The 26,689-nt window shown below is 33.2% G+C and carries 20 protein-coding genes; 13 read left to right on the top strand and 7 right to left on the bottom strand.

What is annotated here, in order from left to right; genetic code table 11:
* Positions 1-4 precede the first annotated feature (4 nt).
* Positions 5-1,504 (top strand): amidophosphoribosyltransferase, encoded by a 1,500-nt coding sequence (purF, locus tag EG358_RS12055; RefSeq protein ID WP_076558420.1) that lies wholly within the window; start codon positions 5-7, stop codon positions 1,502-1,504.
* 79 nt (positions 1,505-1,583) lie between these two features.
* Here the strand turns inward: purF and EG358_RS12060 are convergent, their stop codons facing one another.
* Positions 1,584-2,234 (bottom strand): porin family protein, encoded by a 651-nt coding sequence (locus tag EG358_RS12060; RefSeq protein WP_076558421.1) that lies wholly within the window; start codon positions 2,232-2,234, stop codon positions 1,584-1,586.
* 248 nt (positions 2,235-2,482) lie between these two features.
* Complete coding sequence (gene aroB / locus EG358_RS12065) at positions 2,483-3,529, bottom strand: 3-dehydroquinate synthase (protein WP_076558423.1); 1,047 nt, start codon at positions 3,527-3,529, stop codon at positions 2,483-2,485.
* 100 nt (positions 3,530-3,629) lie between these two features.
* Between aroB and EG358_RS12070 the strand changes: the two genes are divergently transcribed.
* Positions 3,630-4,781 carry a pseudouridine synthase gene (locus tag EG358_RS12070; RefSeq protein ID WP_228421271.1) on the top strand — a complete coding sequence of 384 codons (1,152 nt, stop codon included), beginning with the start codon at positions 3,630-3,632 and terminating at the stop codon, positions 4,779-4,781.
* Positions 4,782-5,428: 647 nt separating this feature from the next.
* On the opposite strand, the gene EG358_RS12075 is transcribed toward EG358_RS12070, so the two are convergent.
* Complete coding sequence (locus tag EG358_RS12075) at positions 5,429-6,085, bottom strand: NAD(P)H-binding protein (protein ID WP_076558426.1); 657 nt, start codon at positions 6,083-6,085, stop codon at positions 5,429-5,431.
* Positions 6,086-6,258: 173 nt separating this feature from the next.
* Here EG358_RS12075 and EG358_RS12080 point away from each other — a divergent pair, with 173 nt between their 5' ends.
* The 3 genes from EG358_RS12080 to EG358_RS12090 all read left to right on the top strand — a co-directional run bounded on the left by EG358_RS12080 (position 6,259) and on the right by EG358_RS12090 (position 8,427).
* Positions 6,259-6,618 (top strand): MmcQ/YjbR family DNA-binding protein, encoded by a 360-nt coding sequence (locus tag EG358_RS12080; protein ID WP_076558428.1) that lies wholly within the window; start codon positions 6,259-6,261, stop codon positions 6,616-6,618.
* Positions 6,619-6,848: 230 nt separating this feature from the next.
* Positions 6,849-7,694, top strand: a complete 846-nt coding sequence (locus EG358_RS12085) for a hypothetical protein (RefSeq protein ID WP_076558430.1) — start codon at positions 6,849-6,851, stop codon at positions 7,692-7,694.
* Positions 7,695-8,043: 349 nt separating this feature from the next.
* Positions 8,044-8,427 (top strand): GLPGLI family protein, encoded by a 384-nt coding sequence (locus EG358_RS12090; RefSeq protein ID WP_076558431.1) that lies wholly within the window; start codon positions 8,044-8,046, stop codon positions 8,425-8,427.
* Between the two features lie 12 nt (positions 8,428-8,439).
* Here the strand turns inward: EG358_RS12090 and EG358_RS12095 are convergent, their stop codons facing one another.
* Positions 8,440-9,360: a bifunctional riboflavin kinase/FAD synthetase gene (locus EG358_RS12095; RefSeq protein ID WP_076558433.1), complete on the bottom strand. Its 921-nt coding sequence runs from the start codon at positions 9,358-9,360 to the stop codon at positions 8,440-8,442.
* Positions 9,361-9,588: 228 nt separating this feature from the next.
* Here EG358_RS12095 and atpD point away from each other — a divergent pair, with 228 nt between their 5' ends.
* The 3 genes from atpD (at position 9,589) to EG358_RS12110 (ending at position 12,375) form a co-directional block, all read left to right on the top strand.
* Positions 9,589-11,097: a F0F1 ATP synthase subunit beta gene (atpD, locus tag EG358_RS12100; RefSeq protein WP_076558435.1), complete on the top strand. Its 1,509-nt coding sequence runs from the start codon at positions 9,589-9,591 to the stop codon at positions 11,095-11,097.
* 82 nt (positions 11,098-11,179) lie between these two features.
* On the top strand, positions 11,180-11,464 hold the full coding sequence (locus EG358_RS12105; protein ID WP_076558437.1) for a FoF1 ATP synthase subunit delta/epsilon: 285 nt from the start codon (positions 11,180-11,182) through the stop codon (positions 11,462-11,464).
* An 80-nt stretch (positions 11,465-11,544) separates the two neighbouring features.
* Positions 11,545-12,375 carry a hypothetical protein gene (locus tag EG358_RS12110; protein ID WP_076558439.1) on the top strand — a complete coding sequence of 277 codons (831 nt, stop codon included), beginning with the start codon at positions 11,545-11,547 and terminating at the stop codon, positions 12,373-12,375.
* A gap of 200 nt (positions 12,376-12,575) precedes the next feature.
* Here the strand turns inward: EG358_RS12110 and EG358_RS12115 are convergent, their stop codons facing one another.
* The 3 genes from EG358_RS12115 to EG358_RS12125 all read right to left on the bottom strand — a co-directional run bounded on the left by EG358_RS12115 (position 12,576) and on the right by EG358_RS12125 (position 17,427).
* Entirely contained in the window at positions 12,576-14,771 is a 2,196-nt protein-coding gene (locus tag EG358_RS12115) for a B12-binding domain-containing radical SAM protein (protein WP_076558441.1), read from the bottom strand.
* A gap of 281 nt (positions 14,772-15,052) precedes the next feature.
* Positions 15,053-16,315 carry an aminotransferase class I/II-fold pyridoxal phosphate-dependent enzyme gene (locus EG358_RS12120; protein WP_076558443.1) on the bottom strand — a complete coding sequence of 421 codons (1,263 nt, stop codon included), beginning with the start codon at positions 16,313-16,315 and terminating at the stop codon, positions 15,053-15,055.
* A gap of 74 nt (positions 16,316-16,389) precedes the next feature.
* Positions 16,390-17,427 carry a PLP-dependent cysteine synthase family protein gene (locus EG358_RS12125; RefSeq protein WP_076558445.1) on the bottom strand — a complete coding sequence of 346 codons (1,038 nt, stop codon included), beginning with the start codon at positions 17,425-17,427 and terminating at the stop codon, positions 16,390-16,392.
* Between the two features lie 223 nt (positions 17,428-17,650).
* On the opposite strand from EG358_RS12125, the gene EG358_RS12130 reads away from it, so the two are divergent.
* From EG358_RS12130 to EG358_RS12150, 5 genes are all read left to right on the top strand, one after another.
* On the top strand, positions 17,651-21,136 hold the full coding sequence (locus EG358_RS12130; protein WP_076558447.1) for a glycosyltransferase family 117 protein: 3,486 nt from the start codon (positions 17,651-17,653) through the stop codon (positions 21,134-21,136).
* Between the two features lie 91 nt (positions 21,137-21,227).
* The gene (locus EG358_RS12135; protein WP_076558449.1) at positions 21,228-22,718 is read left to right on the top strand and encodes an LTA synthase family protein; all 1,491 of its coding nucleotides are present in this window, start codon (positions 21,228-21,230) and stop codon (positions 22,716-22,718) included.
* A 108-nt stretch (positions 22,719-22,826) separates the two neighbouring features.
* The gene (locus EG358_RS12140) at positions 22,827-23,351 is read left to right on the top strand and encodes a DUF1697 domain-containing protein (protein ID WP_076558451.1); all 525 of its coding nucleotides are present in this window, start codon (positions 22,827-22,829) and stop codon (positions 23,349-23,351) included.
* Between the two features lie 160 nt (positions 23,352-23,511).
* On the top strand, positions 23,512-24,321 hold the full coding sequence (kdsA, locus tag EG358_RS12145; RefSeq protein WP_076558453.1) for a 3-deoxy-8-phosphooctulonate synthase: 810 nt from the start codon (positions 23,512-23,514) through the stop codon (positions 24,319-24,321).
* 43 nt (positions 24,322-24,364) lie between these two features.
* The gene (locus tag EG358_RS12150) at positions 24,365-26,593 is read left to right on the top strand and encodes a TonB-dependent receptor plug domain-containing protein (protein WP_076558455.1); all 2,229 of its coding nucleotides are present in this window, start codon (positions 24,365-24,367) and stop codon (positions 26,591-26,593) included.
* The last annotated feature ends 96 nt before the right edge of the window (positions 26,594-26,689 follow it).

Consider the following 26,689-nt stretch of genomic DNA (forward strand, 5'->3'; position numbering starts at 1 on the left):
AGAAATGAAAAGTTTAGACATTCATAAAAGTGAATATTTAAAACAGTTTGAAACTCAAACCTACGGAAGAAATCTTTTCAGAACGCAGGAAGAAGAAAGACTGGATGCTCCAAACGAGGAGTGCGGGATCTTTGGGATGTATTCTGATAACGATCTGGATACGTTTTCTCTTTCTCAGTTTGGGCTTTTTGCGCTTCAGCACAGAGGTCAGGAAGCTTGTGGTATTTCTGTTCTTAAAGACGGAAAGATTACCAACATGAAAGATGAAGGTTTGGTTTTGGATGTTTATAAAGAGATTCAGGAACCTGAAACTTTTATGGGAAATTCTGCAATCGGGCACACCCGTTACACGACTGCAGGAGATAAAAAGAAGTATAATTTCCAGCCATTTTTTGCCAAAAACGAATATGACCAGATTATACTTTCTATCGCTCACAATGGTAACTTAACCAATGCGAAAGAATTAAAGAATGAACTGGAAGCTGAAGGTGTAGTTTTCAGAGCGACTTCCGATTCTGAGGTTATTTTAAGATTAATTCAAAAAAATCTTGACCTTGGACTTCGTGGTGCCATTAAAGCAACGATGGAGAAAATTGAAGGCGCATATTCTGTTGTTGGGATGACAAGAAACAAATTCTTTGCATTCAGAGATTTCAACGGAATCAGACCTTTGGTTTTAGGAGCTGTTGATGAGAAAACATATGTTGTTGCTTCAGAATCTGTAGCTTTAGATGCAGTGGGAGCTCAATATGTAAGAGATATTTTACCGGGAGAAATCATTTATACCAATGAAAACGAACCTGGAAAACTAAATTCTTACATGGTAAATGAGGAAAGAGGGAAGCAGAGAATTTGTTCTTTTGAATATATTTATTTTGCAAGACCCGATTCTACTTTAGAAAACATTAATGTTTACGAGATCAGAGAAAAATCTGGTGAAAAAATCTGGGAACAGGCTCCTGTAGAGGCTGATATCGTAATTGGAGTTCCAGATTCTGGAGTTCCTGCTGCAATTGGTTTTTCTAAAGCTTCAGGAATACCTTTCCGCCCTGTTTTGATTAAAAACAGATATATCGGAAGAAGTTTCATCGTTCCTACTCAGGAAATGAGGGAAAGAATTGTTAATCTGAAACTGAATCCTATTATTTCTGAGATCAAAGACAAAAGAGTAGTTATCATTGACGATTCAATCGTTCGAGGAACAACTTCTAAGAGATTGGTTAAAATTTTAAAAGAAGCAGGCGTTAAAGAAATTCACTTCAGAAGTGTTTCTCCACCCATTATTGCACCTTGCTATTTGGGGATAGATACACCATCGAAAGACGATTTGATTTCTGCCAATATGACAACAGAACAGTTGAGAGATTATTTGGGAGTAGACTCTTTGGAGTTTTTAAGTACTGATAATTTAAAAGAAATTTTAGGTTCTTCAAACCACTGCTTCGGATGTTTTACTGAAGAATATCCTGTAGCAAAAGGAGAAGAAATAGAATTATTTAATTAAGATTTAAATATCTAAATATTAAAAGGTCAGACTTACAATTAAGTCTGACCTTTTCTATTGAAATAAGATTGTTCTTTTCTTAGAATTTGTAAGCTAAACCTACTTGGAAAGCATTGTTTCTTACAGCATCCGAATTAGCTGGTCTGTCTTTAGCAATATCTGTTACACCTGCAACATATCTTGCTGTAATACCGATATTATCTGTGAAATAATATCCAGCACCTAAACCAATACCTACGTTGAATGTATTAAAATTATCTTTATAGTTTCCTGATTCAGCTAATACATCATTATTAGTTTCGTTTTTAGCCTTGTTTTTTGCACTAACCATGAAACCAAATTCCGGACCTGCTTCTACATATAAATTTGGAATAAAGTTGTATTGAAACATTACTGGAACTGTAACATAATCTAGGTGGTTTGCATAAGAATATCTGTTTCCTGCTACTACATAATCATATTTGTCTCCATATTGAGAGTATAAAACCTCTGGCTGAATACTAAATGATTCTGCAACCGGGATATTAGCAAATACACCTGCATTAAAACCGATTTTTGATCCTTGATCTTCTAAAGTTTCATTTTTTGATAATGAAGAAACGTTCATACCTGCTTTAATACCAAATCTTACATCTGAAGAAGACATTGATCTAGTTGTGGTTGTCGTTGTAGTCTGAGCAAATGCCAAAGATGTTGACAAAACTGCGATTCCTAAAATTAACTTTTTCATAACTTAAATTTTTTAATATTTTACTAATTCTAATTTTAAATTTTACTACCAAACTTTTGAGTTTGACGAGTCGTATCTTTCAAATTGTTTGCCAAAATGTAAAGAATGTTCAAAACATTAAAAAACCATTCACAATAATGAATGGTTGAAAGCGTAACATAATGAATATGAATTAATTAAATTTAAGCTAATTAATATGCTGTAAATAACAATTATTTAAATTTAAATCTAAAAATTTAGTTTTAAACTTAAAATTCACTCAATGTTTTGTAATAATTAATTGATTTTTGAATATTTTCGTTACTGCATTCGTGATCATAAATACAAGAACCGATTGCTGAAAGCAAAGAAAAATTGATTTTTGCATCAGTATTCTTCTTATCATTTAATAATAAATTGAAAATATCTTCATCCTTAAAACCGCTCAAATCAATAAAACAGAAATAGCGCTGGATATTTTCTATGATTAATTCTGAATCTTCCTTAGAAATTAAACCCTCAAGATAAGAAAGATGGCTTTCGCAAATCATCCCCAAAGCAACCGCTTCACCATGAAGGATAGGGTTTTCACTTTGAAGGCATAAACTTTCGATAGCATGGCCTATGGTATGACCAAAGTTTAAAGTCTTTCTTACATTTTTCTCATGAAAATCAGCATTCACAACTTCTTGCTTAATTTCCATTGAATGCGGAATAAGAGGCTCAATCCCAACAGGATCTAAATGCTGCAACTTTATTAAATCTTCCCAATGTTTTTTATCTGCAATTAAGCCATGTTTTAACATTTCGGCAAATCCACTTTTCAGTTCTTTTGCGGGAAGAGTATCTAAAAATCGCGTATAAGCATATATCTGCTCAGGAAAAGAAAATGTTCCTACCATATTTTTATAATGCATCAGATCGATTCCTGTTTTACCACCGATAGATGCATCACACATTGAAAGTAGCGTCGTCGGTATATTGATAAACTGAATTCCTCTTTTATAAGTAGAAGCTACAAAACCTCCCATATCGGTAGTCACGCCGCCACCAAGATTGATTATTAAAGCTTTTCGGTCGGTCTGCATTTCTGTAAGAATTTCCCAAAGCTGATTGGCAGTTTGAATGTTTTTCATTTCTTCACCTGCTTCAATCTCCAGAATTTCAAAAGAAATATCGGTTTCCAAATTACCTAATAATACAGGAAGGCAATATTCATGTGTGTTTTCATCCACCAGAATAAAAATTTTGCTGAATGATTTTTCGGTCAGAAATTGATTGAGCTGCGAAAAATTTTCGTCTAATAAAGTAATCATCGTATGATTTTTTTATAATTAAAGCTATTCTAAGCTACAAAGTTATGATTCTTAATTTCTAACTCGTAACTAAATCACTATCTTTGCAAAAATATTTAGAATGAGCAGAGACAATAATAATTCAGGGAGACCTAAAAAACCTAGATCTTCAACAAGAAACTCAGACAGCCCTCGTTCTCTTAAATCTGGAGATTCCGGATCAAAACCTTTCAAGAAGTCATTCCCTAAAGCGGGAGAAAGAAATTCTGATTCTAAAAGAAGTGATGATACAAGTTATCAAGCTCGAATGAATAAGAAATATTCAAAAACTGAACAAGAACCATTTATTACAAGTTCAGGTGAAGAGAAAAAGACTTTCGGTAAATCTGCTCCCAAAAGAGGAGGTAGCAGACCCAATAGTTTTGACGTTAGAGATAAATACGAAAGAGGCAGCCTGAAATACGGAAGAAGACCCGGAACTGAAGGAAGCGATAAAGATCAGGATAAAGCAAAATCTTTTGTACAGCAAAGAAGATTCAAGAAAGTTGAAAAAGACGTTCATAAAGATACTATTCGTCTTAATAAATACATTGCCAATTCCGGAATTTGCAGTAGGAGAGAAGCTGATGAGTTGATTACTCAAGGTTTGGTGGAAGTCAACGGAAAAGTAGTAACAGAAATGGGTTACCAGGTTGAGAAGACTGACAAGGTTGTATTTGACGGACAAAATATTACGCCTGAAAAACCTGTTTATGTGCTTTTAAACAAGCCAAAAGGTTATATTTCTACAACTAAAGATGACAAAGCAAGAAAAACGGTAATGGATTTGGTTGCAAATGCTTCTCCATACAGAGTTTTCCCGGTAGGAAGATTAGACCGTTCTACAACCGGAGTTATTCTTTTGACCAATGACGGACACATGACTAAAAAACTGACGCATCCATCTTTTGATTCTAAGAAAATTTATCACGTTACCTTAGACAAAAAATTAACGAACGAAGACATGAAACTTATTGCAGAAGGAATTCGTTTGGATGAAGGTATTGCAGAAGTTGATCAAATTTCGTTTATTGAAGGAAAACCTAAAAATGAAATCGGAATCGAAATTCATATCGGTTGGAACCGTGTCATCAGAAGAATTTTCCAACGTTTAGGATACGAAGTAGAAGCTCTGGACAGAGTAATGTTTGCAGGACTTACAAAGAAAAACATCAAAAGAGGTCACTGGAGGATTCTTACAGAATTGGAAGTGAATAATCTTAAAATGCTTTAAAAATGATATGTTTTAGTGACAAATTATGAATTTAATTTGTCCTTGATATCTAGCATTAATAAAGTTTTAATGATCAAAAAATAATTTATAATATTCTTTATAAGGTCTATTATCACTAAATGATACAGAAGGTTTATTGAAATTTGTTTCAATAAACCTTTTTTTATGTCTGAAAATTAAAAATAATCATTGTTGGGGCTGTACTTCCAAATTCGATTTTTGTGGGTGGAATAGATGGTAAGCATCGTTTTAAATATGAAATTTGCTGTACTATTTTATTATCAGTCGGAGAAAAAGTTTATTCAATGGTTACCTTTTCTGCAAATCAAAAAGGACGAATGCTTTTTAGCTCTCCAAGAATCAATGAGAAAAGATGGCAAAAACATCTTGTTTACAGCTTCAATTTATGCTAATGAGTTAATCCTAAGCAAGCTTATTTCTTCTTTCAATGAACCAATAAATATTACGAATTATTTTTGTGAAAAAACACGAACTATTTTTTGACCACATTACCACGTTTTATACTTTAAAAAATAAATTTGTCCCAAAGTAAAAATACCTATCAAAAAGAATTCGTGTATTCGTGGCTAACAAAATCATCTGCAGATCTGTGAAAGAATCATTTCCAATTGAATTTAAAACCAGCTTTAAGCATTACTCTTCTCAGCAAAACAAAAAATATTTCCAAGTTTGATGCTAGAATAGCCATTACTTTTTATTTTAGAAGAATTAATCATTGCTTTAGCTAAAATATCCGTAGGTAAAGGTTTTTGGCTTTCAAAAAGACCGAGTTTATTGGCGAATTTAATAATTCTGCTTCCTAAGACTTCCCCGGTTCTTTCAGAATCTTTTCTTTCGAGCATTCCCGGTTTGAAAATAGTAATTTTATTAAAATGCAGCTTTTTTACAGCGTCTTCCAATTCACCTTTCATTTTAGAATAAAATATTTTTGATTTAGGATTAGCTCCATAAGCAGAAACCAAAATATAATCTTCTACATTATTTTCTTTCGCTGCTTTTGCAAATTGGTATTGATAATCAAAATCAACTTTTCTCTGTCCATCTTTACTTCCGGCAGCTTTTAGAGTTGTTCCTAGACATGAAAATGCGACATCACCTTTCACTAGGTTTTTCCATTCTTCATATTTTTCAAAATCAACGACGTGAGTTTTTAACTTCTCATTGGTGAAGGATAACGGTTTTCTTACAAAAACATTCACTTCCTCAAAATCTTTATCGTGTAAAAGTTGATTTACCAAATCTTTTCCTGTGGCACCTGAAGCGCCGATTACTAAAGCTTTCATAATAAATAGTTTTGCGTGATGATCATTTACTTTTTTAAATTTACTAAATTTGAGGTAATTATTTTAAGATAAAAGATCTTTCAGATAAATTAAAATATTAATTATAATTTATCACTTATCATTCATCACTTATCAATTATTATTCATTACCAATTACTTATTAACCATACGAAATGGATGCCAACGAGATTTTAGATTATTGTCTAGCAAAAAAAGGAGTGACAGAAAGTTTTCCTTTTGATAACGAAACTTTAGTTTTAAAAGTAGGAATTAAAATTTTTCTGCTAATGTCTTTAGAAAGACAGCCTTTAAGTATCAATGTAAAAACAGATCCCGAATGGAGCGAAGAACTTCGTGAGCAAAATCCACAAATTACAGGTGCATTTCACATGAACAAAACCCATTGGAATTCTGTTTCTCTTGACGGCTTGAAAAGAGATTTAGTTTTAAAAATGATTGATCAGTCTTATGATTTGGTTTTTAAATCATTGACGAAGAAGGCGAAGGAAGAAATTCTAAATCTTCAACTATAAATTCTTAATTGTTAAATTGATCTAATAAAATTCATTTTATTTTAATAATTAATTTAATTAGAACCAATTAAAAATATATTATAAATTTATTTTTAATAATATAATTTTCATAAAAAAACATTATTTTTTATTGTGTAAACTGTTTTTTTTCTTTTTCTTTGGAGAGTTCAAACCAAATGCGCATTACGTTTAAACATAAATTATAAAATTTAACGTTTAAAATTATTAACATGAAAAAAATCTTTTTTGTAGTTTCTATGGCCTTTTTAGCTTCATGCTCTAATGAGTTAGGAAACGAAGGAATAGAAAATGCTGAAAATTTAACCACAAACATCAATACCTCAAAATTATCATCCATCAGTGATTATGATTTTTCTCAAATAGGTATAAAGCATAATAATGCTCTTGAAGGTATCTATAAAAGGCTTTCTAAAGAAGCTAATGTAAAAAATTTAGATTCAATAAAGCTAAAAACAATAATATTTAACGAGACTAATTCTTTAATTGTCAATGATAAAGATTTTGCTAATGTAGAAGCGGAAATTATTGACAAAATTGATGACAGAAATGATATCGGTTATCTGGAAAATGAGCTTTACGGCAATTTTAAATCAGATATTTCCAAGTCATTCCTGAATGATTTTAAACTGGCTTTTGATCATTATATGGCTGCTAATGATGCAGAATCCATTAATGTTCTTAGTTCAGACCTTAATAATATCCAAAGTAAAGTGATTGGTGCTCAGCATAACATTCCGGAAGTAGAATATTTTGCTTTGAGAAGTCTTTTGAGCACAGGGTTATCATCTTCAGGTTATTGGAATAATAATTTAGATAACTGGAATACTTTATTGGGTTTAAAATCCAATAGTTCAACGAGCAGAGATTGGGGCTGGTTTAAAAGTACAATCAAAAAAATGGCAACAGCTGATGCTTACGGAGCAGGAGTAGGTGCTATTGTAGGAGCGGTAACGGCATCACCTACCGGACCGGGAATATTAGTAGGTGCAGCAGCCGGAGCTGTAGGGTATGGTTGTAATTCATCCGCAATGGCCGGAATTAGAGAATTGATATAAATCATGAACAAAAAAATTCTCATTCCAGTATTGGCTTTTGTTCTGGGATTTTTAGTATTCAAATATTTGGCAAAATTTGATATTCTTGATAGTGTATTAATTTCTCTTTTTGCAAGTATTTTAAGTTTTTATATTCCAAGGAAAATTTAATATTTCAAGAGACTGTCTGAAAGGCAGTCTCTTCTTTTTTTGATTTTTTATCTGTTTCAAAAATCATACGATCATTTCGATTTAATTTTGTCATGATCGTAGTTTAAAAAGATAGTAAAAAAAATTATAGACAATTACTTAGAACATAAACGTATTTTATATTCAATTATTTTTACTTTTTTTTGATAATTTTAAATATATGTGGTATTTTAAATATTCTCCAGAAATCCTATTTCCTTATGGTCCGATGAAATTTAGCGGATTACCAGGATTAATTATCAAAATAACGGACGATAAAGGTGATTTTGATTTTGAATTGGTAAAATCTGTATCTGATTCTAAATTAAAAGGAAAATTGTTTAATATTAAGAAAAGCAGATACACCGAAGCAATAGAAACTACACAGGTAAAACTAAAAAAGGCACAAGAAAATGCCAATACCAATGCAGCTGCTGTACTTGCAAGTTATGGAACTGTAATTATAGGAGAAGGAAAAGAAATATTAAGGAAAAGAGAAAAGGAAATAGAAAAAAGGAGGGAAGAAAATATAAAATACGCAAATCCTCTAGAATTAGAAAATTAAAAATAAACCTGGCTAAAAAATAAAATTCTCAGTCAGACTTTTATCTTCATCCAATCTTTCAATCAATTTTTCTAAACCTTCAAACTTAATTTCCTCATGAAGAAAATCTCTGAATTTTACAGTGATTTTTTCATCGTAAATATCTCCTTCAAAATCAAGAATATAAACTTCAACGGTTAACTTATCACCATTAACGGTCGGGTTTGTTCCTACGCTTAACATTCCTTTATATAGTTGATCATTAACAAATGTTTCAACAATATAAGCACCTTTTCTGGGAAGTAATTTTATATTTTCAGTTTCAATATTTGCGGTTGGGTAACCAATCGTTCTGCCTAATTTTTTCCCATGCACAACCGTTCCGGAAACAGAGTAGGAGTAACCCAACATTTCGTTGGCCTCCAAAATATTACCTGCCAATAAAGCATTTCTGATTTTTGTTGAGCTGATATTATTTTCGTGGATGTTAATAGCTTCCATTTGTTCTACCTCAAAATCTAATTCTTTAGAAAGCTTTTGAAGCAATTCGAAATTCCCACTTTTATTTTTTCCGAAAGAATGGTCGTAGCCTATGATTAGATATTTTACATTCAATTTATCAAACAAAATCTGACGTACAAATTCTTCGCCGGTAAGGTTTCTAAATTCTTCATCAAATTCTTTTAAAAATAAATTATTGATGCCGTACTTTTCCATCAATAAAGTTTTTTCGTCCAACGTGTTAAGAAGCTTAAGATCTTCGTTCGGATTAAAAACAAATCTTGGATGTGGCCAGAAAGTAAGGATTGCAGTTTCCAAATTGTGAGCAGAACCCACTTTTTTCAGTTCGTCGATGATGCATTTATGACCGAGATGAACTCCGTCAAACATTCCCAATGATAATGCTAGAGGCCTTTGAGAAGGGTAATCACTAAAATTTCTGAAAACTTTCAAGATGAAAAAATTTTGACTGCAAATATAGCTATAATGTATTTATTAATGTAACAATTTACCAATGTAATAACGTAACAATAAAAATAGGCACTTTATTGAGTCATTTCTTCGTAAATTGCTAGATTGTTATATTGCTAATCTGTTAAAAAAAGCATGATAAAAATCTTTTTTTTAGCAATTGCAGGTTTGTGAAGATTCATTATATTTGCACCAAGAAAAAATTTAGCAATGGCAAACCAAATTAAAGGAAAAATTTCTCAAATTATTGGTCCTGTAATCGACGTAGTTTTTAATAATGTAGAAGCTATTCCTAGTATCTATGATGCTTTAGAGATTACAAAAGAAAACGGTGAAAAAGTAGTATTAGAAGTAGAGCAGCATATTGGTCAGGATACTGTAAGATGTATCGCAATGGATGCAACTGATGGGCTTAAAAGAGGCCAGGATGTAATTGGATACGGAAATCCTATTATTATGCCAATCGGTGATGCCGTAAACGGAAGACTATTCAACGTTGTTGGGGATGCTATCGACGGGCTTCAAAATATTTCTAAGGAAGGTGGTCTTCCTATTCACAGACCAGCTCCAAAATTTGATCAACTTTCAACTTCTGCAGAAGTTTTATTTACAGGTATTAAAGTAATCGATCTAGTAGAGCCTTACTCAAAAGGAGGTAAAATTGGTTTGTTCGGTGGTGCAGGTGTAGGTAAAACAGTATTGATTCAGGAGTTGATTAACAATATTGCAAAAGGACACGGTGGTCTTTCTGTTTTTGCCGGAGTAGGTGAAAGAACGAGAGAAGGAAATGACCTTTTGAGAGAGATGCTAGAATCAGGTATTATTAAATACGGTGATGAGTTTATGCACTCTATGGAAAACGGAGGTTGGGATCTTTCTAAAGTAGATTTAGAAGTAATGAAAGATTCTAAAGCTGCATTCGTTTTCGGACAGATGAACGAGCCACCTGGAGCAAGAGCAAGAGTAGCACTTTCTGGTCTTACTTTAGCTGAATACTACAGAGATGGTGGTGAAACAGGACAAGGGAGAGACGTATTGTTCTTCGTAGATAATATCTTCCGTTTTACACAAGCTGGTTCTGAGGTATCTGCACTTTTGGGTCGTATGCCTTCTGCAGTAGGTTACCAACCAACATTGGCATCTGAAATGGGTGCGATGCAGGAAAGAATTACTTCAACTAAAAATGGTTCTATTACTTCAGTACAGGCGGTTTACGTACCTGCGGATGACTTAACTGACCCGGCTCCTGCTACAACGTTTGCTCACTTAGATGCAACAACGGTATTAGATAGAAAAATTGCTTCATTGGGTATTTATCCTGCAGTAGATCCATTGGCTTCTACGTCAAGAATCTTGGCTCCGGAAATTATCGGTGAAGAACATTATAACTGTGCTCAGAGAGTAAAAGAAATTCTTCAGAGATACAAAGCATTGCAAGATATCATCGCAATCTTAGGTATGGAAGAACTTTCTGAAGAAGATAAATCTGTAGTTTACAGAGCTAGAAAAGTTCAGAGATTCTTATCTCAGCCTTTCCACGTTGCAGAACAGTTTACAGGTATTCCTGGATCATTGGTAGATATCAAAGATACCATCAAAGGATTCAACATGATTATGGACGGTGAATTGGATCACTTACCGGAAGCTGCTTTCAACTTGAAAGGAACTATCGAAGAAGCGATCGAAGCCGGACAAAAAATGTTAGCGGATAACGCTTAATTAGAAATATAGAATAAAGAAAAAAGAGTAAAGACATTTCTCACTCTTTTTTCTTTTCTCTTTACTCTTTAATCTGAGAAAAATGAATATAAAAATTTTAACACCAGAATACGTAGTTTTTGAAGGAGAAGTAGACTCAGTATTGTTGCCTGGAAAAAATGGTGAATTTCACTTGATGAAAAACCACGCAGGAATTGTTTCTTCATTATCTGGCGGTAAAGTAAAGCTTTTTACTAAGTCTGTAGACGAAGCTTATGCTAAAAATTTTACCAAAGAAAATGAAAATCAAAACGAAGTTTTTACGTATCCTATAAAAAGCGGTGTTGTAGAATTTAATAATGAAAAAGGAATTATCCTTTGCGAATAATTAAAATCGAAGCTAAATATATTTTCAAAAAAGTGTAACTTTGGTTACACTTTTTTTATGCTTTGTAAAAATCTGATTTTATGAAACACAGTTTAATCATGTTCTTTACAGTTTTGGGCTTCATTCTAAATGCTCAAATTATTAAAACGAAAAGAGGCATTGTTAGTTTAGACGGAAATCATGTTGCGAAAATATCAAGCAAATCCGGAGAATATACTTTTATGGATTTGAAGGAAACTCCTATTTTTACGATGGAGTTTGTAGATAAAAGCGTAGTAGATTCTGTACGAGATAGTTATGTGAAGTTGAATCGTGTATATAACCGCGAGAAAACTTTAGATATGGATTATATTTCTCCGTCTGCATTTTCCGGTGATGAAAGATCTGCTGTCTATACTTGTATTAAAGCGTTGAAAATTATTGATGAAAGAGGAATCAATGTGAAAAATCTTGATGAACTTTTCAAAAATATGCCTAAACGCAAACTCGATACAAAAACAAAAGAAGCTTACACCACAAGATCTAAAATTGACAGATTAAATATTACCGTTAATAATGTCGGCGAAATTTTAAGCAATGGTGTTCCCGTTGGATATTTCACCAATTTACCTGTAAGCTTTGGTTCTGAAGATACAATTTCAGATAAAACATTTGTTGATATTGAGATATATGATGCTAAAAGTAAATTAATAGGAAGATACAGTACCACGACGAAAAGAATTACGACAGCAGGAGGAAAAGTTTTTACTTTATATAGAGAAATGTCGGGTCGGGCTTCTATTTTGAAGTTTCCTACTTACAAAGCACTTGCAGAGAGAATGGCAATTCTTGATCCTAATTTTATTAAAGTTCAGGATAAAATAATTGTAGGTGAAGTGGTAAAAGATGGAGTTGAAAAAGATAAAAAGTAAATTTTTCTGAAATTGATATTGGCCTTAACCGAAAATAAAACCCTGAAATAATTTTCAGGATTTTTTCTCTATTTATAGTTTGTCATTCCGTAGGAATCTCGGCCAATTACTTTATATTAAAAACGCTTAGTTTCCACAGAATGACAAAATTGATCTTAATTTTTATATATTTAAAATTGTAAAAGAAGAATATTCAAAATTTACAAACTCAAAATAATTCCATTCTCTTTTAGCTGCTGCATCGGTTTTGAAAACCAGAACAATTCAAAATCTTCAAAGTTTTCTTCAAATTGAGTTTTAAGTTGTTGAAGCGTAATACGTTTAGGGTTTTCAAAAGTATTTTCTTTCAAAACTTTAATCAACCATTCTGCCTTTTCCTGCTCAAAATCTATCTTAACAATATTGGTTCGTAAATGGAACGTAATTCTTGTGTACGCCCATGAGTTTTGTTTTTTTGTTTTTATGTAATTCTCAGCGATTACATTTTTTGCTAAAAATATAATTTTAGAATTTCCTTTAAAACTAAATTGATCTTCTTCTAAAAGACAATCGTGAATATAATCCGGATGAATTGTTGTTTTCGGAATTTTAAAATCAAACCAATCCTGCAAAGGAATTTCAAAATTAATTCCGTGCATGAAATTGAACAGTGATTTTTTCAACCCAAAACTAAATTTACTGTGATCGATTCCAGTTTTATCTGTAAAATCAATATCGTTATTGGCAAACTTAATTTCCTGCTTAATTGGTGTTACTCCAAATTCTTCAGGATTTTGTCCGACCGGAGAATGTGCGGTCATGGCAAACTGATGCCAAAAACCACTTTGCAAAATTCCCATTTCAAAAAGCTGGCGAACCATTTCCAAAGAATCCACCGTTTCCTGAACAGTTTGTGTTGGGTAGCCATACATCAAATAGGCGTGAACCATAATTCCCGCTTCGGTAAAATTCTTGGTAACTTTTGCCACCTGTTCTACAGAAACTCCTTTGTCAATTAATTTTAACAACCGATCACTCGCCACTTCCAGTCCACCCGAAACCGCAACACAACCCGAAAGTTTTAAAAGAAAACATAAATCCTGAGTAAAGCTTTTTTCAAAACGAATATTTGTCCACCAGGTCACAACCAAATTTCTTCGTAAAATTTCTAAAGCAACTTCTCGCATCAGAGCGGGAGGAGCAGCTTCGTCTACAAAATGAAATCCGGTTTCGCCAGTTGTCTTAATTAATTCTTCCATTCTGTCAACCAGAATTTTGGCAGAAATGGGTTCGTAAATTTTAATGTAATCTAAAGAAATGTCACAAAAAGTACATTTTCCCCAATAGCAACCATGCGCCATTGTCAACTTATTCCATCTTCCGTCACTCCATAAACTATGCATCGGATTGGCAATTTCGATGACAGAAATATATTTATCTAACTGTAAATCAGTATAATCCGGAGTTCCTATTTCCGATTGTTTGTAATCTTGTTTGGTGGAATTATTTTTATAAGTAACTTCTTGATTTTCAATTAAAAATGTTCTTTTGAATTGAGATTCTTTGCTTTGTTCAGAATGACAAACACTTTCATACACCAATTCCAACGGAACTTCACCGTCGTCTAAAGTAATGAAATCGAAAAATTCAAAAACTCTTTGGTCTTTGATCTCTCTTAATTCAGTATTCGGAAAACCGCCGCCCATCGCAGTTTTGATGTGAGGATAATTTTCTTTTATAAATTTTGCAGAGCGAAAAGCAGAGTATAAATTTCCAGGAAAAGGAATTGAAAAGCACACCAATTTTGGCTGAACCGATTCTAATTTTTCGTGAAGGATCTTTAAAGTAAAATCATCAATAAATGTCTGTGCAGAATTTAATTTTGAATATAATTCGTCAAAAGAATTGGCACTTTTACCTAATCTTTCGGCATATCTGCTGAACCCAAAATCAGAATCTACATTCTCAACAATATAATCTGATAAATCTTCTAAGTACAATGTAGCCAGATGTTTAGCTTTGTCCTGAAGTCCCATATTTCCGAAAGCAAATTCCATATCATCGAGCTGATTGAATCGGGAAGCTTCGGGAAGAAAATTCATTGAACAAATCTGCCTTGCCAGAGTAGGATTTTTATTCTGCAGAAATAAAATCACCTGATCAATTGTCTTTAAATATTCATCTCTCAATGCAAAAATTCGCTGTGAGTTTTCTGAAATATTCTGTAAATCAATTTTTGTATCAAAAATCTTCTGAATTCCACTTTTAGAAAATAATTCTAAAATCACTTCAATTCCCAAATCGATCTGATAACTCGAAATATTTTTGGTATTCAGAAAACCTTTAATATAAGCGGTCGCCGGATAAGGAGTATTTAGTTGCGTGAAAGGTGGAGTAATAAGAAGAAGATCTTTCAAAAGTAATTTTTTGCAAATTTATGGGTTTAAAAGGAAAAGAAAGAAAGTTTTTGACTGATTTAAAAAATTAAATAAAAAGAAATTTTTTCGATTCGAATTTTATGAAGCAAAAGATTTCATTTAGATTGGCTAACTCTTAATACTTATTTGATTGCTGAATTTTTTGCCACGAATGCACGAATTTTATTTAGGCTTGAAAATATTTGTGTATTCGTGGCAAAAATAAAAAAAACCGTTAGAATTTTTCTAACGGTTATAATTATGTGTAAGTGAAAATCAAATTACATTTGCTTGTACTCGATATTCATTTGTTTTTCCATTTCTGCGTAAGCTCCGGATTCTAATTTTTCTTTGATACCTTCAAAAGCAGCCAAAGTTTCATTAATTTCTGAATCGGTATGTGAAGCAGTCGGGATTAATCTCAACAAAATCATTCCTTTTGGAATTACCGGATATACTACAACAGATGTGAATACACCGTAATTTTCTCTTAAATCTTTTGCTAAAAGAGTAGCTTCAATTGTAGTTCCCTGGATAAAAACCGGTGTTACACAAGTATTTGTGTTACCAAGGTTGAAACCTCTTTCTTTCAATCCGTTTTGAAGTTTATTTACGTTTTCCCACAATTTATCTTTAATTTCCGGGCGTGTTCTTAACAATTCCAATCTTTTCAAACCTCCGATTACCATTGGCATTGTTAAAGATTTAGCAAAAATCTGAGAACGAAGATTGTATTTCAAGAATCTGATGATCGTTTCATCTCCCGAAAGAAATGCCCCAAAACCAGCCATTGATTTAGCAAAAGTAGAGAAGTAAACATCTATTTGATCCTGACAGCCTTGCTCTTCACCTGCTCCAGCTCCGGTTTTACCCAAAGTTCCGAAACCGTGTGCATCATCAACCAAAAGTCTGAAGTTGAATTTAGATTTTAAATCACAAATCTCTTTCAGTTTCCCCTGCATTCCTCTCATTCCGAAAACACCTTCAGTAATCACTAAAATTCCACCGCCATTTTCTTCAGCCACTTTAGTCGCTCTAGCTAAGTTTTTTTCTAAACTATCAATATCGTTATGTTTGAAAGTAAAACTTTTTCCCATGTGAAGACGAACTCCGTCAACGATACAAGCGTGAGAATCTGCATCATAAACGATCACGTCATGTCTTGTCACCAATGCATCGATACAAGAAACCATCCCTTGGTAACCGAAATTCAATAAATAAGCAGCATCTTTCTGAGTAAATTCTGCCAATTCTTTTTCCAATTGCTGATGTTGCTGAGTTTCGCCAGACATTGCTCTTGCGCCCATCGGATAAAACATTCCGAATTCTGCAGCAGCTTTTGCATCAGCTTCCAAAACTTCCGGATGATTACAAAGACCTAAATAGTCATTTGCGCTCCAGAAAATAACATCTTTACCTTGAAATTTCATTCTCGGACCAATCGGACCTTCCAATTTTGGGAATACAAAATATCCTTCTGCATAATCTGCAAACTGACCCAAAGGTCCCGGATTTTGTTTTATTCTTTCAAAAATATCTACCATTGTATGAGTATGTTTTATGTAAAAAAGCCTTTTGTAACGTAATAAAAGGCTTGATTTGTATTAATTTATTTTTCTTATTTGATGAATTCTGTTTTGAAAACTTCATCGTAATTGTGGAAACAATTGTTAATGAAACCCTGTTCCTCCATCCATTTATCGCTGTATACTTTTGTGATATAACGCGAACCATGATCCGGATAAATCATTACGACAAGATCATTTTCAGTCAGTTCGTGAGATTGTGCATATTGCATTAATCCCTGAGTAACCGCTCCTGTTGTATAACCACCCATTATAGCTTCTTTTAAAGCAATTTCACGGGTTCTGTATGCAGACATTTCGTCATTAACTCTTACAAATTCATCTACTTTATCAAAAAGAAGAGCAGAAGGGATTAAATTTTTTCCCATTCCTTCGATCTGGTAAGGATGAACATCCTCTTTATGAATTTCTCCGGTCTCGTGGTAACTTTTCAGAATAGATCCGTCAGCATCCACACCGATGATTTTGATGTTTGGATTTTTTTCTTTTAAGAATTTTGCAGAACCGGATAATGTTCCGCCAGTTCCTGTACACGCAAAAAGGTGAGTAATTTTTCCTTCTGTCTGTTCCCAAATCTCAGGACCTGTTGTCTGATAATGGGCATCAACATTTAACTCGTTAAAATACTGATTGATATAAACAGAATTTGGGGTTTCGGCAGCAATTCTCTTTGCTACTTCATAATATGATCTCGGGTCATTCGCAGGTACATTCGCAGGACATATATATACTGTTGCACCAAGAGCCTTCAGATAAGCTATCTTTTCAGCTTTTGTCTTATCACTTACCGCAAGAATACATTTGTATCCTTTAATGATGCAAACCATTGCAAGTGAAAAACCCGTATTTCCGGAAGTAGTTTCTACAACTACAGAATCTTCCTTTAATAAACCTTTTTTCTCAGCGTTTTCAATAATATGAAGTGCGATTCTATCTTTTGTGGAATGTCCAGGATTATATGATTCTAACTTGGCATAAACTTTAGCAGGAATCTCTTTAGTTACCGTGTTAAGTTTTACTAAAGGGGTGTTCCCAATCAAGCCAAGAATATTATCGTAAACATTACTCATTATTTGTTATTTTTTTCAAATAAAATCTGACCGCAAAAATACAAAAAAATAAATAATTTTTAAACTTTTCAGAAATTATAAGTGTTGAAAGTAAAATTATCTCTCTTAATATTTCAAATACAGTCGCAAAACGCCGTCAAAAAGTAAGCCAGCTTTTAAATTTTGTTAAAATCTGTAGATAATGAAGTAAAAACCTTATTTTCGCACTAATTGATTTTATACTATGAAAAACTGGACTTTTAGGCAATGGAACACCCTCCTCGGATGGGTGACTTTCGTTATTGCATTTTTCACGTACTTATCGACTATAGAACCCAATTTTAGTTTTTGGGATTGTGGTGAGTACATTTCTTCAGCAGTAAAATTAGAAGTAACACATGCTCCAGGAGCTGCATTATTTCAGATTGTGGGAGCAGTAGCTGCCATTTTTGCTTTAGGTAAAGGTGAAAATTATTCTATCGTTATCAACGCAATGTCTGCATTATTCAGTGCATTTACAATTTTGTTTCTGTTCTGGACGATCACTCATTTTGTGAGAAGACTTCTTAATAAAGATTTTGAAGAAATCACAAAGCATCAGGAAATTTCTATTCTTTTTGCTGGAGTTATCGGGGCTTTATGTTTTACTTTTTCAGATACATTTTGGTTTTCTGCAGTAGAAGGTGAAGTATACTCGATGGCGTCTATGTTTATTGCACTTTTAGTTTGGTTGATTACAAAGTGGGAAAACGAATATCTTGAGAAAGACAATGAAAGATGGATTATTTTAATCTTTTTCATTTTAGGGCTTTCAGTAGGAGTTCACATGATGGGAATGCTTGCAATTCCTGCGGTGTGTTTGGTTTACTACGCAAGAAATTACAAATTTACCTGGAAGAATTTCATTTTTGCAAACCTGATTACTTTAGGAATTTTAATTATAGTATTTAAAATTATTTTCCCGGTAATCATGTCACTATTCGGAAGACTTGAAATATTCTTTGTGAATGGTTTAGGATTGCCTTTCCACTCCGGAACGATTGCAGGCTTTATCATTATGGTGGCGCTTTGCTATTTCTTTATAAAATATGCCAGACAATCAAAGAAAAATATTTATCAGACCGTAGCTTTATCAGTGGTTTATATGATCATTGGTTTTTCTTGCTGGATGGTGATTCCGATCAGAGCGAATGCAAACCCGCCAATGAACCTTAATGATCCTGATACTGCAATTGGTATGCTTGATTATTACAACAGAGAGCAATACGGAGACTGGCCTACAATTTACGGACAGAACTATACTGCATTTTTGGATGCAAACGGAATTCAGAAGAATGAAGACGGTAGTTTTAAAACTAAAAAAACAGGCGAAGTTTACGAGAAAGACGAAAAAACAGGAACGTACAGAAAAACAAGTGAGCGATTCAATTATATTTTTGATAAGTCGCATGTGAGTTTAATGCCAAGGATGTTTAATGATGATAAAGATGTAATGAGCAATTACATTTCTATGTACGGTGCACCAGATTTTCAATTTAATTATGCAAATGAAGATGTTGCAGACAGCCCGGAAGCAAAGCAAATTTTTGACGAATTGCGAACTAAATATGAAGACGGATCTATCACCGCTTCAGATTATTTGAAAGTAAGACCTTATAACTTAATCACTGTTCAAAAGCCATCTTTGATGCAGAATATGGATTATTTTATTTCATTCCAAAACGGTTATTATTTTTTAAGATATCTGATGTGGAACTACGTTGGAAGACAAAATGACCTTGAAGGAAACAGCGAAAATACAAAGGGTAACTGGATCTCTGGAATTGCACCGATCGACAATGCCCTTTGGGGAAATCAGGATGCGATGCCTGCAAAATTCAAAAATGAAAGTACAGTAGCATTTTTCTTTTTACCATTATTATTAGGGATTTTAGGATGTTATTTCCAGTTTAGCAGAGACTTCGGAAGATTCTATGCAATATTATCTTTATTTATTTTAACAAGTGTCGGAATTATTTTCTACACCGGAGTAAAACCTTTCGAGCCAAGAGAAAGAGATTATGCGATGGTTGGTTCTTTCTACGCTTTTGCCATCTGGATCGGCTTGGGAGCAGGAGCAATTCTCTGGTATCTGCAGTCTAAAGTAAAATCAAATGCTGCAAATATCGGTTTCGGAGTATTATTGTTAGGAATTCCGTTTATGATGGGCTTCCAAAACTATAACGTACACGACAGAAGCGACAGATATACAGCATACGATTATTCTTATTCAGTATTAAAATCATTACCAAAAGAAGATATTTTATTTGTTTATGGTGATAATGACACGTACCCGGTTTGGGCAATGCAGGAAACTGAAAGATTCCGTGATGATGTGAAGGTGGTTAACTTTACTTTGCTTTCAACACCTTGGAATATCGATCAGGTAAAAAGAAAAACATACAATGCAAATGCAATTCCTAGCCAGCTTAATCATGAAGACTACAGAGATGGTGTGAATGACCAGATTTATCTGATGAAAAAGAGCGATTGGAAGAATATTATTTCCAATCTTCAGGAAGCGGGAGCTCCGGAAAGTGCAATAGCGCCATTCCAGAAATATTTGGTTCAGGATTCTATGACTTTGAAGGAAGCAATGAATTTTATTAAAATGAAATCTCCTGAAAAAGATGAAGTTTTAAAAATGATTTTTGGTGAAGAGCGTTACGAAAAATATAATTTTCTTCCGGTAACTAAATTTGTCATTCCGGTAAACAAAGCAAATGCTGTAAAAGCAGGAATAATCAATGCTTCAGACCTTCCGAATGCAGTAGACCAGATTATTGTTGATTATAAATCGGGAACTTTGTACAAAAATAACCTTATGATGTTTGATATTTTGGCAAACTTCGATTGGAAAAGACCAATTAACTTCTCTTCCGGAGGTGTTTACGAGAGCGAAAATATTTTCTTCTTAGACGATTATCTACAGTTTGACGGTTTCAGCTACAGATTGGTTCCTATTCATACACCGAGAAGCAGTGATGGAGAAATGGGAAGAGTAGATGCAAACTCATTATATAACGTAGTGAAAAATTACAGATGGGGTAATTTCAAAGATTTGAATGTTCATTTTGATGAAACTGCAACTTCAAACATTATGAGCTACAGAAGCTCTGCAAGTAGAGCAGCAGCAGCTTTGGCATTATCTGGACAAAAAGCAAAAGCTTTAGAAATATTAGATATCGCAGCAAAAGAAATTCCTGCTGACAAATACAATGATCCTCGTTCTTTAAGCTCAATGGTTTACGGATATATCGTTGCAGGACAGGAAGAAAAAGGCTTAAAACTGGCTGAAATTCTTAAAAAAGGAATCTTTGAAGAATACGATTATTATCTATCTTTAAGTCCTGCTGAGCAGAGATATGTAGGAAGACCAATGAGATCAAAACCAATGGAATATTCATTAGTTGTGACTTCGGTAACCGATGCTTACAAAAAAATAGGTCAGAACGAGAAAGCTTACAATTATCTTGTGAAATCTATTGAGCCGATTGATAAGAAATTTAATGTATTCATTAAAGATCTTCAGCAAATGGGCAAAGAGAAAGCAATGAAAGAATCTGAAAAAGTACAGAGAATTACGCCTTTCTATCAATATTTATTTGATGTGATGGAACCATTTGACTCCACTTATTCTAAAGAAAAAGAAGATCAGATTACCACAGCAATTATTAAAGCAACTCAGTAAAATAAATACTTAAAACGGAACTTCGGTTCCGTTTTTTTATGTTTGATATTCCTGAAATTTAGGATTATCTTTGTGTAACTAAAAAAACGCAATGGCTGAATCTCAAAACAAGAATCTCCCAATCTACGCCGTATTTTTTGCAATTATTGCAAAGCTTTATTTTTTGCTGACGCATCACATTCAGGAAGATGCATTTATCACCTGGAGAGTTGCCCAAAACCTGATGGATTATGGAGTAATCGGCTTCAACGGACCTACAAAAATTTCAGCATCTACAACGCATTTGTACGTTTTTGTTTCCTATATTTTTAACCTGATTTTCGGTAAAGAAAACTTTATAGAGCCGTTGCTTATTTTCAATACCACGCTTTTCACCATTGGAAGTTTATTTCTGTCACATCTTTTATTTAAAAACAATTGGCATAAAGCAATTTTCATCTTTTTATTTGGAATTTTACCACCTTCCATAAAAATCTCGATTCTTGGAATGGAATACGGAATCTTGTTCTTCCTTGAAATGGCATTGCTGTATTATGGTTTTAAAAAAGAAAAAAAATGGGCTTTTATTTTACTTCCCACATTCATATTATTCACAAGAATTGACACCGTTATTTTTCTCGGAATTGTATTTTTAGTGGATAGTTTTTGGAACAAAAAAATCAGATGGAGCTATATTTTAGGCGGGTTTTTAGGAGTTGCTGTCTGTATTTCTTTCAATTGGTTTTATTTCGGTGAATTGGTCAATAATACAATTGTTGCAAAAAAATTAGCGTATGATAAAGTATTTACTTTACAGCAAAATATAGAATATTTCAGAGTAAACTACGGGAACTTTTGGGGAATGCTGAAATTACCGGGAGATTTTAATCCCATTACCATTGTCATTGCTCTTTTTGAAATTGTCTGTTTTATTTATTTAATAAGGCAGCGCGAAAAAAGAAATTATTTTCTTTGGATAATTTTTCTTTTCGCATGGACAAAACAAATTATTTTTCTTTCACAAAAAAGCTTGTTCGACTGGTATTATTGGGTTCCGCAAATCTTACTTTTTGTTCCGGTTTTGATCTTTGTTTTAGAACAGAAAATAAAGAGAAACCTTTGGCTGACTTTGTTGATTTTGATTTATATCTTACCGATGCTGGCTTTCCAAACCGTACATTCTATTGCAACAGGAAATGGCGAATGGAACTACAGAAGAACGATCGGATTGTTTCTCAATGTTTACGAGAAAGATAAAAAACAATGGATTTTGCTAGAACCAGCTGGCTATGTTCCTTATTTTTCTGGTTTAAAAACGATTGATGAAGTCGGATTGGTTGACAAACAAATTCAGGAAGAAATAAAAAAAGACAAACCCAATTATTGGTTAAACACCGTTAAAAATAGAAAACCGAAATATCTACTTTCCTACAATAATCTTTTTGAAGGCAAAGATTCAGAATATTATAAAATACATTACCGTCTTTTGAATGAATTCAGAATAGATAATCATCTGAAAAGTGAATATCCTATTTTAGAAAAAATTTATAAGCTGAAACCGTCGGGAACAGACTATAATCTGTATGAAAAAATAAAAAAGTAATTTGGCTGGAAGCTGGATGTGGGATATTGAAAGTTTACAACTTAATGTATATTTTCAACATTTTAAAAAAACTAAGATAAGTCTAAACCTTAAACTCAACCTAAATTTATGCAATATTGTGCTTTTCTCCGTGGCGTCAATGTAAAAGGAACCAATATGAAAATGGCGGAAGTCTGCCAGGTTTTCAAAAATGCAGGAATGGAAAATGTAAACTCGGTTCTTGCTTCAGGAAATATCATTTTTAGCTCAGATAAGAATAAAGATGAGCTTAAAACGGTTCTCGAAAAAGCAATGTCTGAATATTTTAATTACGAAGCATTCTTATTTGTAAAGACAGCAGAAGAAACAGAGTTTTATTGGACTAAAAATCCGTTTGATAAAAATGATGAGTTTCATACATACGCTTTTGTAGGAAGCGAAAATGTAGAAAATATACTAATGAATGAGTTTGAAAATGCTTCAAAATCTGAAAACGAAAAAGCAGAAATTGTAAACAATATATTTTATTGGCAGGTTTCAAAAGGAAATACATTAGATTCAAGCTTTGGAAAAGTTTTAGGTAAAAAAAGTCTGAAAGATCAGTTTACCAGCAGAAATATTAATACTTTTGAGAAGATCCTTAAGAAATTTTGATACTTTTTCTTGTCATTGCGAGAAACAAAGCAATCTTTTAATTTTTTATTTTTCAAAGTAATTTTTAATCCTAAAAACCGTTTACAGGTTAAGTTTACAAATAATTTCCAATTATAAAACTTTCTCAGTATTTTTACTGAACTTTAATTTAAATAAAATAATGATTCAACATTTAGATAACATACAGCACAAAGATTCTAAAAACTTTTTCTTGATTGCCGGTCCTTGTATTATTGAGGGCGAAGATATGGCGTTAAGAATTGCCGAAAAAGTAATTGAGCTGACCAACAAATACAATATTCCTTATATTTTTAAAGGAAGTTTTAAAAAAGCAAACCGAAGCAGAGTCGATTCTTTCACGACAATTGGTGAAGAGAAATCTTTGGAAATTCTTAAAAAAGTAGGAGAGACGTTCAATATTCCTACAACAACTGATATTCACGAAAATGAGCATGCTGCTCTGGCTGCACAATATGTTGATGTTCTTCAGATTCCGGCATTTCTGGTTCGTCAAACCGATCTTTTGGTTGCAGCAGCTGAAACAGGAAAGTGTGTTACTTTGAAAAAAGGGCAATTTCTTTCACCGGAATCAATGAAATTCGCAGTTCAGAAAATTACAGATTCAAACAACGAAAAAGTGGCGATCATTGAAAGAGGAAATTCTTTCGGATATTCAGATTTAATCGTTGATTACAGAGGAATTCCTACCATGAGAAATTATGCACCGGTAATTCTGGATGTTACGCATTCTTTGCAGCAACCCAATCAAAGTTCGGGAGTTACAGGAGGAAGACCAGATCTTATCGAAACAATTGCTAAAGCTGGAATTGTAGTAGGAGCAGACGGGCTTTTCATTGAAACCCATCCAACTCCGGAAACAGCACTTTCTGATGGCGCCAACATGTTAAGACTAGATTTATTAGAAGATTTATTGCAAAAACTAACAAGAGTAAGAGAATCTATACTATAATTGTTAAAAAATACTTAATTTTAGAAATTATAAATAATTCCTTTTGAAAAAACTAGTTTTGCCACTAAGCCTTATGGTGCCGGTTTTGATATTCTCACAATCAAGAAAAAGAGATACCACGACGACAAGGGTTACCAATATTGAGGAAGTTGTTTTCCAGAAAAAAGTTACCGGGAAAACCAACGATGTTACCGCAATAAGAATTTCAGCCAAAGACGCCAAAAATGTCGCAAGTATTTCTGGCGGTGTAGAAGGAATGTTAAAAACACTCCCGTCGGTAAATTCAAACACTGAGCTTTCTTCACAATACATGGTGCGTGGTGGAAACTATGACGAAAACCTTATTTACATCAACGATATTGAAATTTACAGACCTTTCCTGATTAGAAATTCTCAGCAGGAAGGTTTAAGTATTATCAATCCAGATATGGTTTCGGCAGTTAACTTTTCAGCGGGAGGTTTTGAACCGAGATATGGTGATAAGATGTCTTCTGCTCTTAATATTTATTATCGTGAACCTAAAAAGTTTGAACTTTCCGGGGAAGCGAGTTTAATTGGCGGAAGATTAACAACAGGTTTTGCATCAGGAAAAGAAGACGAAAACGGAAACAAAAAATTTACGGCTTTATTTTCGGGAAGATACAGAAATACCAATCTGGTTCTGAATACTTTAAATGAAGACACCGATTTTAATCCTACATACTATGATTTTCAGTCATATCTGAATTATCATGTTAACAGTAAACTTTCACTTTCATTTATCGGATATTATTCTAAGAATGATTACGAAATGGTTCCTAAAGAAAGAAGTGTAGATTTTGGAACGATAAACCAGCCAATTAATCTGTCTGTTTTTTATAATGGTAAAGAAAATGATCAATATAAAAATATGATGGGTACTGTTTCTTTAAACTATAAGCCGTCGGATAAATGGAGATTTACACTAGACAGTTTTTCTTATCAGAATCGTGAAAGAGAATATTATTCTATTGCATCAAGCTATATTCTGCAGACTTTTGATCCTATCACAGGAAATCCTATAACGTCTTATGATGTGGGTGGACAAATTGAGCATGCAAGAAATGATCTTTTTGTAAGAACATACGGAACACAGTTAAGAGCCCGTTTTTCACCGAATGTGAATACGGACGTTGAATTTGGTTTTAAATATGAAAAAGAAAATCTTCGGGATTTAACCAACGAATGGAAACTGGTGGACTCTTCAGGGTATAGCATTCCGCATCCGGTAGATGATCCGAGATTTCCGGATGCTTCAGATTTAGATTTATTTTACAGTATTTCAGGAGCTAACCATATTCAGCCAACAAGATTATCGGCTTATGCACAATATTCTCAGAAGTTTTACTGGGGTGCAAGTAAAGTTTTGGTAAATGGTGGAGCCAGAGTTGCACACTGGAGTTTCAATGATGAAACTATTTTCTCACCAAGAGCTCAGTTTGCAATAAAACCCGATTGGAATACTGAAATGTGGTTCAGGCTTTCTGGAGGTGTTTATTATCAGGCTCCTTTTTATAAAGAAATTAAAGACCTGAATGGTAATTTTAATCCTAATATAAAATCTCAACGATCTATTCAGGCAATTTTAGCCAATGAAACCGAGTTTGAGTTTGAAAACAGGCCGTTTAAATTAACGACAGAATTATATTACAAAAAGATGGATAATGTAATTCCGTATTATATGGATAATGTGAGAATTCGCTATTCTGGTCAAAATAATGCTTCAGGTTACGCTTACGGGATTGATACAAGATTATTCGGCGAGTTTGTTCCTGGTGTAGATTCTTGGCTTTCTGCAAGTTATGCACGAGTTTTTGAAAATATTGATGGAAGAGGAAATATTCCGAGACCAACAGATCAGAGATTCAGATTTGCGATGTTTTACCAGGATTATATGCCTAAATTTCCACAAATGCGTGTGAATCTTACCTTAACTTACGCAATGGGATTACCAAACGGAGCGCCGGTTTTTACAGATCCTTATCAGTATCAGAAAACTTTGCCTTCTTATAAAAGGGTAGATTTGGGGCTTTCATATGCGTTTGTAGATGCTGAAGCAAAAAAACAAACCTATGGTTTCTTGAGTAATTTTGATGAATTAACTTTAGGTGTTCAGGTTTTTAATGCATTTAATATCAATAATACAATTGCCAATCAATGGATTACCGATGCGAATAGTAGTATCATGTATCCTGTTCCGGTACGTTTGACGGGAAGATTTTTTAATGTAAAGCTTGAATTTAAGCTTAAATAAAATATATAAAAGTTTTTTTGCCACGAATACACGAATTTTATAGTTAAATTAATTTATTAAAAAAGATTCGTGCATTCGTGGCATTTTTAAAACCAT

The sequence above is a fragment of the Chryseobacterium indoltheticum genome (assembly GCF_003815915.1).
Classification (GTDB): domain Bacteria; phylum Bacteroidota; class Bacteroidia; order Flavobacteriales; family Weeksellaceae; genus Chryseobacterium; species Chryseobacterium indoltheticum.